Origin of the sequence: Streptomyces sp. NPDC001292 (assembly GCF_042896465.1) — a bacterium.
Taxonomy (GTDB): Bacteria; Actinomycetota; Actinomycetes; order Streptomycetales; family Streptomycetaceae; genus Streptomyces.
This window is the reverse complement of sequence record NZ_JBIAXG010000064.1, coordinates 25,780-35,908: the sequence shown is the minus strand read 5'-3', so window position 1 is coordinate 35,908 and position 10,129 is coordinate 25,780. Positions and strand designations below refer to the sequence as shown.

Annotated in this window: 13 protein-coding genes; 11 read left to right on the top strand and 2 right to left on the bottom strand. The window is 70.4% G+C overall.

Translation table 11 applies throughout. The features are described 5' to 3' along the window. The first annotated feature begins 778 nt into the window (after positions 1-778). The 9 genes from ACFY4A_RS38540 (at position 779) to ACFY4A_RS38500 (ending at position 6,168) form a co-directional block, all read left to right on the top strand. A complete protein-coding gene (locus tag ACFY4A_RS38540) occupies positions 779-1,150 on the top strand; it encodes a hypothetical protein (protein ID WP_390833981.1) in 372 nt (123 codons plus the stop codon). Between the two features lie 68 nt (positions 1,151-1,218). Beyond that, positions 1,219-1,773 (top strand): hypothetical protein, encoded by a 555-nt coding sequence (locus tag ACFY4A_RS38535; RefSeq protein WP_390833980.1) that lies wholly within the window; start codon positions 1,219-1,221, stop codon positions 1,771-1,773. Positions 1,774-1,889: 116 nt separating this feature from the next. Continuing rightward, a complete protein-coding gene (locus tag ACFY4A_RS38530; RefSeq protein WP_390833979.1) occupies positions 1,890-3,068 on the top strand; it encodes a DUF932 domain-containing protein in 1,179 nt (392 codons plus the stop codon). A gap of 297 nt (positions 3,069-3,365) precedes the next feature. Further along, entirely contained in the window at positions 3,366-3,854 is a 489-nt protein-coding gene (locus ACFY4A_RS38525; protein WP_390833978.1) for a hypothetical protein, read from the top strand. Further along, positions 3,847-4,053, top strand: a complete 207-nt coding sequence (locus ACFY4A_RS38520; RefSeq protein WP_390833977.1) for a hypothetical protein — start codon at positions 3,847-3,849, stop codon at positions 4,051-4,053. Before ACFY4A_RS38525 ends, ACFY4A_RS38520 begins: the two co-directional genes overlap by 8 nt. A gap of 272 nt (positions 4,054-4,325) precedes the next feature. Next, positions 4,326-5,099 (top strand): hypothetical protein, encoded by a 774-nt coding sequence (locus ACFY4A_RS38515; RefSeq protein ID WP_390833976.1) that lies wholly within the window; start codon positions 4,326-4,328, stop codon positions 5,097-5,099. A gap of 2 nt (positions 5,100-5,101) precedes the next feature. Next, on the top strand, positions 5,102-5,446 hold the full coding sequence (locus ACFY4A_RS38510; RefSeq protein WP_390833986.1) for a hypothetical protein: 345 nt from the start codon (positions 5,102-5,104) through the stop codon (positions 5,444-5,446). A gap of 134 nt (positions 5,447-5,580) precedes the next feature. Continuing rightward, positions 5,581-5,823 (top strand): hypothetical protein, encoded by a 243-nt coding sequence (locus ACFY4A_RS38505; protein ID WP_390833975.1) that lies wholly within the window; start codon positions 5,581-5,583, stop codon positions 5,821-5,823. A gap of 51 nt (positions 5,824-5,874) precedes the next feature. Then, positions 5,875-6,168 (top strand): hypothetical protein, encoded by a 294-nt coding sequence (locus tag ACFY4A_RS38500; protein ID WP_390833974.1) that lies wholly within the window; start codon positions 5,875-5,877, stop codon positions 6,166-6,168. A 472-nt stretch (positions 6,169-6,640) separates the two neighbouring features. Here ACFY4A_RS38500 and ACFY4A_RS38495 read toward each other — a convergent pair whose 3' ends face one another. Next, positions 6,641-7,165, bottom strand: a complete 525-nt coding sequence (locus ACFY4A_RS38495) for an NUDIX domain-containing protein (RefSeq protein WP_390833972.1) — start codon at positions 7,163-7,165, stop codon at positions 6,641-6,643. A gap of 292 nt (positions 7,166-7,457) precedes the next feature. On the opposite strand from ACFY4A_RS38495, the gene ACFY4A_RS38490 reads away from it, so the two are divergent. After that, a complete protein-coding gene (locus ACFY4A_RS38490; RefSeq protein WP_390833971.1) occupies positions 7,458-7,904 on the top strand; it encodes a hypothetical protein in 447 nt (148 codons plus the stop codon). Between the two features lie 10 nt (positions 7,905-7,914). On the opposite strand, the gene ACFY4A_RS38485 is transcribed toward ACFY4A_RS38490, so the two are convergent. Continuing rightward, positions 7,915-8,904 (bottom strand): alpha/beta fold hydrolase, encoded by a 990-nt coding sequence (locus ACFY4A_RS38485; RefSeq protein ID WP_390833969.1) that lies wholly within the window; start codon positions 8,902-8,904, stop codon positions 7,915-7,917. A 140-nt stretch (positions 8,905-9,044) separates the two neighbouring features. Here ACFY4A_RS38485 and ACFY4A_RS38480 point away from each other — a divergent pair, with 140 nt between their 5' ends. Further along, entirely contained in the window at positions 9,045-9,695 is a 651-nt protein-coding gene (locus ACFY4A_RS38480; protein ID WP_390833968.1) for a helix-turn-helix domain-containing protein, read from the top strand. Positions 9,696-10,129 lie beyond the last annotated feature (434 nt).

Here is a 10,129-nt window from a genome sequence, read left to right as displayed (position 1 = left end):
GCGCGCGGTCTGCTCCGCAGACACGACGCGCCGCCGCTACGCGGCGGACAATTCCCTTGCTCCGCAAGGGAATTGATTCCCCGTCACTCCGTGACGGGAGCTCGAATCGCTCCGCGATTCGGCCTGAAGGAATTCGCTCCGCGAATTCCTAAAAAGCGCAGCAAGGCGGGAGGGGTTCGCCCGGTCGGTTTTCTTACTGGACTCAGTATGCTTTCCATTTCCCCCTGTTGCAATTCTAGAGTCATCTTCAAAATGAAATTTTCAATATCCCTCGGCTAGGAGTACATGAAATCCCATCAAGTCTCCCTCATTCTGGCTAATTCACTCGGATAAAAGTACGCTCTCGCGTTCCCGGCAACCCTTGGTCACAGCCCAGCCCATGCGCTCCCAGGTCAACCAACGCAGCCCCAGGGCACGCCAGCGCCCGAGCGCGGAGGCTCTGCCGACGCGCAACCCAAACCCCCGGCCCCGATCCCCGATGCCGCCGCGCCGCCCGTGCCCGCCCCCACCTCTTTCTCTCATTCGGGCAGGGAGAGCGGCAGCAGAGGGGATGTCAGCAGGCCGACCACGCGCCCGCAGGGCGTTGACCTGGGGTGGCGTAGACGCCGGCCGCCAGGCCGCGCAACCTCCAGCGCAATACCTGACGCAACGTCAGGCGCAACGCTGTACGCAACACGGAGCGCAACAGGTCTTCCAATCACGCATCATATCCACTATTATTTGAAGTCCTAGGGGAGGCGACCCCCGGGAACCGCAGAAGTCCAACGAAGGGGAAGACGTGGAGATCCAGATCTCTGACGGAATCGTCCGCCGAGTGCACGGCGGTAAGGACGCGCCCATGACCGGCCTTGCAATTCAGGCCCGTACGGTCGCGAACTTCCTGCCGTTGCTTGTTCAGCGGGTGGGCGCGAACATCGTGCACAACTCCGACGCGAATTACACCGGAATTCGGTTCGACACCAAGGTTGGCCCGGTGGTGCTGGAAATTCCGACGGTTGACCGTCCTTACCGGCTCGTTCACGAACTCCCGGAGTCGGACGAGAACGGGCGTACCGAAGTGGAAATGCGGCGATTCCCGCAGATCTACAAGCCGCAGGGAATCGCGCACATCACGGCCGAGTTCCTCCGGTCGCGCGGGTTCCTGAAGTAATCCGCCCGGGGGTGCCCCAGTCGGGGCACCCCCCTCTCCCCCGCATCACCGAGAAGAGAGGAACAACCATGGAGAGCGCGCGGATTATGGAGCAGCCCGAGGAGTTCAGGGCACCGCTCACGGATGCGGAGCGGGAGCAGGCGACTTACGCGCTGCTGGAGTTGGCGCGCAGCGAGAGCGACCCGGACGCGCTGAGGGTGCCGAGCGAGCAACTGGAAATGATTCGGCCCTTCTTCGAGTTGGGTTGGGCAATGGGTGTGCGCACCGGCCACACAGGCCCGGCCATGACCGACGTGCCGGTGGACCGCACCACGGTCGCGCGCGCGTTCGTCCTGCTGATGTCCGAGCGCGTGGCGGATCAACTGGTGATCGCGGTTGCGCGGAGTCTCGACCCGCAGCACGCCGGACCGGTGCTGTGGCAAAAGGTCGATTATCACGGCAGCGTGACGCAGCGTCACGGGATCTACTGGGTAAACGCGATCCACGCTCACGCAGACCCGTTCGGTGAGGCTCCCGAACTGCGCTACGACCTGTGCGAGATGCGCGGTGTCACGCCAGTGTCAACGGTCACGAACGTGCGCCGGACGAGCCTGACGCCATTGCCCGCGTACCGCATGGGATAAGTGTGCTGGTCAGGGGTGGGTTCATTCACTGCTGAAACACACTATTATTGAGGTTGTTCGGGGGTGGTGGCCCCGCCCCCGAACCGCAGAAGCCAACACGAAGGGGAGAACACCGCATGACTCAGCAGTTCGCCGAGCGCGCCACGAACCTCGCCCCCACCGGCGCCCGCAACGCCGGTCTGTCCGACCTGGTGCGCATCCTGGAGGACCAGCAGCGCCGGAAGCTGGACGTGATCGCGCCTGCCTCCGCCCTGCGGTTCCGCGAAGGCAACGTGCACGTGGAGGGCGTGGAATCCCTGATCACGGAGGACGGCGTGACGGACGTCGACGGGATCTACCGGCCCACCACCGTGGCCGACGAGGGGATCGCCGACAAGCTGCGAATTCCGCTCACGTACCTGCGGCGTATGCGCGCCGAGAACGTCCCGCTGCTGGACGAGAACGTGAACGCGTGGCTGCGGCAGGAGCCGGAGCGCCGTTTCATGCTGCGCGCGTTCCGGGGTGAGAGCGGCCCCGGCATGCAGCCGGCCGAGGGCGTGGCCCGCGCGCTGCTGTCCGACAGCTACAAGCTCATGGACAACTTCGACATGTTGCTCGCCGCACTGGACGGCGTGAAGCAGTCCGGCCACCCCACCCGCGTCACGGGGTGCGACCTGACCGACAGGCGCATGTACGTACGCGTCGAGTCCGAAGCCATCGCCATCCAGGCCCGCGCACTGCTGCGCGGGTACCGCTCCCCGTTCGACGGCCGCAGCGGTGACGAACTGCCGCTGATCTCCGCCGGTTTCGTCATCACCAACAGCGAGGTCGGCGCCGGGGCGTACACCATCACCCCGCGCGCGGTCATCCAGGTCTGCCGCAACGGCCTGACCATGTCCAAGGACGTCATGCGCGCCGTGCATCTGGGGGGCAAGCAGGACGAGGGTGTCGTGTCGTGGTCGGGGCAGACCCAGCGCAAGACGCTGGAGCTGATCACGTCGAAGACCGCCGACGCCGTGCGTACCTTCCTGTCGCGGGAGTACGTCGAGGCGAAGGTGTCGGAGATGGAGGCCGCCGCCGGTAAGGAGCTGGCCGAGCCGACGAAGACGATCGAGCACGTTACCAAGACGCTCAGCATCGGTACCGAGGCCAAGGACTTGATCCTTGCCCACTTCGTCCGGGGCGGTCAGATGACGGCCGGGGGCGTGATGAACGCCGTCACGTCGACCGCGCAGACGCTCGCGGACGCCGACCAGGCCGCCGCCCTGGAAGCGCTCGCGGTGCCCGCCCTGACGGCGGCCGCCGCGCACGGCTGACAGACCCCCGTGCGGGCCGGGAACCTCCCCGAGTCCGGCCCGCACGGGCCCCGCACCCGCCCAAGCGCCGGGCGGGCACCCCCTCCCGGACCACCCGGGAGTGCCCGCCCGGTCCCCGAGCGCGGAGCGCTCCCCCCAGCCAGGGAGCGCGGAGCGCGCCCGCCCCGCCCACTGCCGCGTAGCGGCAGCGCGACGCGGCTGCGGAGCAGACCGCGCGCCCAGAAGACCCCCGCCGCGCCACACGACACGTGCGCCGGCCGTCGGTGCTCACCGCCCCGTCCGCAAGGAGTACCCCGCATGCCCGCACGTCCGGAGCTCACCCGCCCTGACAACGCCGCCATAGCGGCCGCCATGAGCCGCACCCTGACCGCGCTTGCAGCCCTGCTCCAGGCACTCGGCAACGGCGAACACACGATCAACCTCGTGGCCGAGCGCACCGACGACACATTCGTCCGGGCTCAGGCCGACCTCTCCGTCGGCACCGCCCCGCTGCGCCTGGCCGTGCTGGACGAAGACGACTACTGCGCGCTGCGCACGCTGCTGGTGTTCGTGCTGGAGGGCAGCACCGTACGCAGCGCCGTCCTGGTCGCCACCACGGCCACCGAGCCCCACCCTCGCGCGTGCGGCTGGACCGTTCGGAACGGGTGGCTGCACCCCATGGACACGGCCGAACTCCAGAAGGCCGTCATCCCGTGCCCCGGCGTCCCCGCTGTACGGCGGGAGGTCTACGACGCGCCGGTCCTGGCACAGATCCCCGACACCGACGAGGAGGGCCCCCGTGGCTGAGAAGCCCGCCGTCACTGCGCACGGCTACTGCACCAACACCACCCCGGTCCCCGGCACCATCCGCACCGCCAACGCCAAGAACACCGGACCGAAGTTCTTCCACCTGCACGGCCGCCGCTACGGCGAATGCGCGTGCGGCAAGGAAGTGTCCCTGACCGAGCGGGACAACCTGCGCCGCCACACGCCGCCGCAGGAGTAACCCACAGACGCCGTCCGCCGCCCCCGTCCCCTCGGGGCGGCGGACGGCCCGCCCCGGCCAGAGCACCACTGGCCGAAGACCTGCCGCCCCGACGCCCGCGCCCTCCCCTTCGGCGAGCGCGGGGCGGCAGGTCCCCCGCCCGAACCGAACCGCCGAGGAGCCGCAGCCCATGCCCAGCCCGAGCCTGACCGTCGACACGCCCGCCGGCACCGTGCGCGCCACCGCCGAGCCCTCGCCAGGACGACGCCGTCGTCTTCGAGCTGGGCGGGGCGATGCGCGGCAGCGTGCACGTCACCGGCACCCACCACACCCACCACACCCACCACTGGGACCAGTTCACCGCCGTACGCGCCTGCCTCGGCCCCGTCAACGCCTACCAGACCACCGCCCCCGACGACGCCCTACCGCGGCTCACCCGCAGCCGCAACCGCTACCACGGCAGCCTGACCCTCTACCCCGACGACTACGCCGACCGCCCCCAGGTCAGCGTGTACCCGATGACGTCCGCCGACGGACACGAGCCGCCCAAGAAGACGGCAGCGACGCTCACCGCCGTCCTGCGCGCCTGCGCCGCCCATGTCGCGCAACGCGACGACCTGCCCGTGATCCTAGACCTCTCCCTGCAGCGGGACACTGCCGCCCTGCTGCGCTTCCTCACCTGGTCGGCCGCCCACCACCAGGCCGAAGCCGCCCGCTTGGAGCGGGAGGCCCGCGCAGCCCACCCCGCGCGGCGCGCCGCCGTGGCCGCCTGGTGGACCGTCGCCCGCTGGTTCCTCGCTTCCCCGCACCCGGTCCTGCTGCTGATACTGGCCGACCTCCCCTACTCGGTACTCCCCAACTCGCTGGCCCGCACCGTCGACGTCAAGCAGTGGTGGGCCCCGTATTGCCTCACCGCGGCCGCCCGAGAGCACGAGCACGCCCGCCGCGCCCAGGCCGAAGTCGACTCCCTGCGTGCCCAGCAGCGCTCACGGCGCCCGGCCCGCCGCCCGCACCCGCCCGCGCACGCTGCCGCGCACGCGGCGCACCTGGAACTGGAGATGTCGTGACGATGCGCTGGTTGATGACCCTCGGAGAGCGCACCCGCCCCGAGACGCCCACCTACGCCGAGTGCCCGGGCCCGAACGACGCCCGCGCGCTCGCCCTGGTCGATGACTGCGGCCAGCTCTTCCCCATCCTGCTGGCGTGGCGGCGGGCATTTGGCCGCGAAGTGACAGGCTGGGCCGGGCAGGTCGAGGCGGACGACGTCGAGAACCTCTCCCAGGACGTGGCCGACGACTGGGGGCCCGGTCTGCGGCTGGACACGATGCCCGGCGGGTACGTGAAGGTCTCGGACTACCGCGACCACCAGCTGCCCGACGCGGTCACCGCCGGTCCCCGCATGCTCATGCGCTGATCTCGGCCTCAAAAGCCGCAGGTCAGGCGGGGGTTCACACCACCGCAGATCACACTATTATGAATGTCGCGGGAGAGGATTTCTCCCTCACACCGCCACCCTCCCGCACCCAAGGACCGACCGAAAGGGCCGCGATGCCCGAGGATTTCGCATTCCCCCGCAACACCGGTTCGTACGGCTACCGGGTCCTCGACCGCCAGGACCCGAGCACCAGTTACGGCGTCGTCTGGCACGACCCGGAGGTGTGCAAGTGGGTCGCCGAGTATCCAGGCAACCGCCCGGGCAGCGGCGGCGGGGTCCCCGGATTCGCCAGCCGGGAATGGGCCGCGCGCTTCCTGTACCGCTACCGCAAGCCCCAGCCATCCGGCCGCACCTGACCGGCCGCCCGCCCGCCTCACACCGCCGCCAGTCACAGAAGGGACCGCGCATTGGCCGCCTTCGGCCACATCTCCCGAGAGCGCTGCGACCAGCTGGGCCGCGCCCTCACGGCCGCCGGCCTTGCCTGGACGGACAACGGCCGCCAGGACAAGCCCGAGTTCCTGACCTACACCGCCACCGACGCACACGGCCGCGAGTGGAGCATCAGCCCGGCCACCAGCAACCAGATCACCCCGTCCCGGCCTGCGAGTCTCTGGCAGGCCCAGTGCACCGAGCCGATGCACCGGACTCCGGTCCTGTCCGCCCGGGCAGTCGTCGACCACATCCGGGCGTTCCCCGCATGACCGGCACGCTGCCGCCGTGGCGCCCCGACGACTTCGACGACCGGTGCGAGACGTGCGGCGCAGCGCCAGGCCAGTTGTGCAAGCCGACGTGCGACACCGGCTACACCGCCGAGGACTCCCGCCGCGACGCCGAGCGCCGCGACCAAGGCGCCGCCCCCCACCGCCCCGCGCCGGACACCCCACCGCCCTCCCGAAGGAGTGAAGACGCCGCCATGCCGCAGGAGTTGACCACCCAACAGCAGTTCGACGCATTCGCCGACGATGTGGCCCGGGAGCTGGGCACGCACTGCCGGACCGCCCCTGCGCCCGGGTACACACACTTTCTGGCACGGCTCATCGTCGACGGCGACGGCCGCGCCGTACGCCTGTGCCAACCCGACAACGAGCAGCCCAGCAGGCTCAGCACTGGCGGAAGGCGACCTTCCCAGAACAGTGGCGGCCCATCCCCTGGGCCTCGGAACGTAGTCGCCGGTCACATCACGGGTACGCCGTCCCGGAGATACAGCGGCCGTCCCCTCTCCAGCGCGTGTACAGCCCCCTCAAACCGGCGTCGCACTCGGTCGCTGAGGCGAATACCGGCTTTGTCCGGCGTTACGAACGCGACCTCGGACAGCTCGTCGTCGCGCGGGCGTAGCCCGTCGGCCTGGTCTTGGTCGAGCATGCCGCCGTCGAAGACGAACGCGATCTGGTCGTCCCAGGGCCCATGCGGGGCGACCCAGTCCACCACCAGCAGACCCCGCAGGACGACCCCGAGATCAAGTTCTTCGATCAGCTCTCGGCGCACAGCGTCCTCCGGCGGCTCGTTGACCTCCACCATCCCGCCGGGCAGGTCCCAGCCCGGTTTGTAGGTGGGATTGACCAGGAGCACGCGCCCGGCCGGGTCCCGTAGCAGCACGTCAGCAGCAACGCGCTTACGGGCTTGCTTGGCGTTTCCCTCCGCGAGGTAGGCGTTCCACGCGTCGGGGTCGGCAGGGGTAGGTGCCTTGGTGGGCCTCATGCGGTGGTGCCTCCCGGGGACGGCGGGATCCGACCGCCGGCGTGACCTCGCTGAGGGAGATCACCAAGGACCAGGTGGAGAACGCCGTGGACGGGGTGACCGGCTACGCCCGCCGTGGACTGGCCACGGCCATGCGCAGCCTCTCCCGCGCGCTGAAGCGTGAACGCGTGATCTTCCGCAACCCCATCCAGAACCTCCCGGTCGGCGACATCAAGGGCATCCCGAAGTCCATCCCCTTCGACCTCCTGACGGGCTGCTCGACCAGGCGACGACACCGCTCGGCCGCCTCGTTGTGGCCCTCGCGGCCGTCCACGCGCTGCCCGGCAAGGAGATCCAGACCCTGCACACCACGGGCCTGGGTCTCTCCCGGGGCACCCTCGAAGTCCGGCGCGGTCTGCTGCGGCACACCCTCTACCTGGAGGAGCTCACCCACCAACTCGCCGCCGACTGGACGACCTACCGCCACCACCGCTGGCCGGCCTCGTCCAACCCCCACCTGCTGGTCAGCCAGAAGAGCGCGGTCGACCCCGACCACCCGGCCGTCAGCATCGGCACCCTGAGTGGAGCCCTTCCCCGCGGGCTGACACTGAGCGGCCTGAGACAAGACCGCATCCTCAACGAAGCAGCCCAAATCGCCGACCCGCTCAGGCTGATGCGGCTGTTCGGCATCACCGAGCAGACCGCCATGCGCTGCGTCATCGCCGCCCACCCCGAACGAACCGCCAAGCTGCCCAGGTAGCCCGCCTGGTTCAGCCCTGGAGGGTGGCGAGCCAGTCGGTCAGCAGGCGGTTGACCTCGTCGGGGCGCTCCTGCTGGATCCAGTGGCCGCAGCCGTCCAAGAGGTGGGAGGCCGACAGGCCGGGGAGGGTGGTGGGGTAGGCGTCGATGGCGTCGGACATCCATGTGGTGGAGGCGTCCAGGGCGCCGCCGATGAACAGGGACGGCTGCTTGATCGGGGCTCCGCGGTGCGGGGCGAGGTCTTCCCAGTCTCGGTCCATGTTGCGGTAGCGGTTGAGTGCGCCGGTGATCCCTGTGCGCTCGAACTCCCCGGCGTAGAGGTTGAGGTCGTCCTCGCTCAGCCAGGCCGGGAGGACCCCCGTGGGGAAGCGGTCGCGCAGCCGGCCGCCGCCGCGGGCGACGAAGTGCGGGGCGGGCTCGCCCTGGGCGGGCATGGTGTCGGCGGACAGGGCCGCGTAGAAGCCCGCGAGCCAGCCCCGGACATCGGGCTCGATCTCCGCCTCGGCGCGGCCGGGCTCCTGGAAGTAGGAGACGTAGAACTCCTGCTCGGGGCCGCCGATCTGGCCGAAGATGTCGGTGGGGCGGGGGCCGCCGGGCGGCGCGTAGGGGACGCTCAGCAGGCCGACGGCGCGGAAGACCTCGGGGTGGAGCAGGGCGGAGGCGGCGGCGATGTTGGAGCCCCAGTCGTGGCCGACGACCACTGCGTTCTCCTCGCCGAGGGCGTGCACGACGGCGACGTTGTCCTCCACCAGGTCGAGCATCCGGTAGGCGTCGGTCGCCTCCGGCTTGGAGGAGCGGCCGTAGCCGCGCACGTCGATCGCCACCGCCCGGTGGCCGGCCGCAGCGAGGGCCGGGAGCTGGCGGCGCCAGGAGTACCAGGACTCGGGGAAGCCGTGCACGAGCAGGACCAGCGGGCCGGTGCCCTGCTCGACCAGGTGCAGGCGCCCGGCCGGGGCCTCGACGGTGCGGTGGCGGAGCTCGGCGGTCGGCTCGGGCTGCATGGGCTTCTCCTCGGATCGCGGGCGGACGCGGCTACCCATCGATCATGCGGCGCGGCACCTGCCCGACGCGATCAGCCTTGCCATTCTGGCAAACTCGCAGGACAGAGCGGTGAGCGGCACGGCGAGAAGGAGCGGGAAAGGTGGCAGTCGACGACGTGGACGGCACGCTGGCCGCGATGGGGCCCCGGTTGCGGGCCGCGCGCGAGCACCACGGCGCGACGCTCGCCGGTGTCAGCTGCGCGACCGGCATCTCGACCAGCACGCTGTCCCGGATCGAGACTGGCCGGCGCAAGCCCACCCTGGAGGTGCTGCTGCACCTGTCGAAGGAGTACGGCGTCTCCCTGGACGAGCTGGCCGGCACCGCACCCGCCCCCGCGGCCGAGCCGCGCGCTACGGCGCCGCTGAGCTTCGGCGACGACAAGGTGGTGCTGCCGTTGACCCGGTACGTCGGCGGCCTGCACGCCCACAAGCACGTCCTGCCCGCCCTCGAGGACCCGCCCGCGCGGCCCCGTCAGGTCTCCCACGACGGCCACGAGTGGCTGTGCGTCCTGTACGGGCGGCTGTGGCTCGCGCTCGGCGACCAAGACCTCATCCTGACCCCCGGGGACGTCGCCGAGTTCGACACCCGCACCCCGCACGGGGTGGCGAACGCCAGCCCCGGCGGTCCGGTCGAGTACCTGATCATGTTCGGACCGCAGGGCGAGCGCCTACGGCCGCGCACCCCTCCAGCCGCTGGTCGCGGGAGCCGCCAGCCGAATCGCGCCCAGGCTGGCCGAGAAGAACAGCCGTAGGCTCCGGAACCCGCTCCGACCAAGACAGCGAAATCACGACCTGCACGTAGGTTCGCGGCCAAGGGCTGCCCAGATTCCTGGAACTCGCGCGCTACCGACCGGGCGGCACAGAAGATCCGCCGCGCCGAGCAGGGCCACGAGTACGCCGCTGCTCAGCTTCTCGCGCTCGGAGCTCCGCGGCCGCGGCCCGGCTGCGACCCGGCCCTGTGGCTGCGTGAGGCCCTGGCCGCGGTTGGCGCCCGCAACATCCGGCACCGCGGTGTGCACCGCTACGTGTTCCGGCTTGGCCGGACCCGCCGTGAGCGGGAGGAGATCAAACTCGGTCTCCCCGTGCTGCGGCCCTACCTCAAGCGTCCCGACGCCGGGCCTGCGGCGGCGTGACCGGTGCTCCGGCACCGCCGCCCGCGATCGGCCGCCAATTCCTACCGCCCCGT

Coding starts and splice junctions, on each gene's coding strand:
- ACFY4A_RS38495 (WP_390833972.1), bottom strand. CDS start 7,165: ATGAGGCCCACCAAGGCACCTACCCCTGCCGACCCCGACGCGTGGAAC.
- ACFY4A_RS38530 (WP_390833979.1), top strand. CDS start 1,890: ATGACTCAGCAGTTCGCCGAGCGCGCCACGAACCTCGCCCCCACCGGC.
- ACFY4A_RS38485 (WP_390833969.1), bottom strand. CDS start 8,904: ATGCAGCCCGAGCCGACCGCCGAGCTCCGCCACCGCACCGTCGAGGCC.
- ACFY4A_RS38525 (WP_390833978.1), top strand. CDS start 3,366: ATGCCCGCACGTCCGGAGCTCACCCGCCCTGACAACGCCGCCATAGCG.
- ACFY4A_RS38535 (WP_390833980.1), top strand. CDS start 1,219: ATGGAGAGCGCGCGGATTATGGAGCAGCCCGAGGAGTTCAGGGCACCG.
- ACFY4A_RS38515 (WP_390833976.1), top strand. CDS start 4,326: ATGCGCGGCAGCGTGCACGTCACCGGCACCCACCACACCCACCACACC.
- ACFY4A_RS38505 (WP_390833975.1), top strand. CDS start 5,581: ATGCCCGAGGATTTCGCATTCCCCCGCAACACCGGTTCGTACGGCTAC.
- ACFY4A_RS38510 (WP_390833986.1), top strand. CDS start 5,102: ATGCGCTGGTTGATGACCCTCGGAGAGCGCACCCGCCCCGAGACGCCC.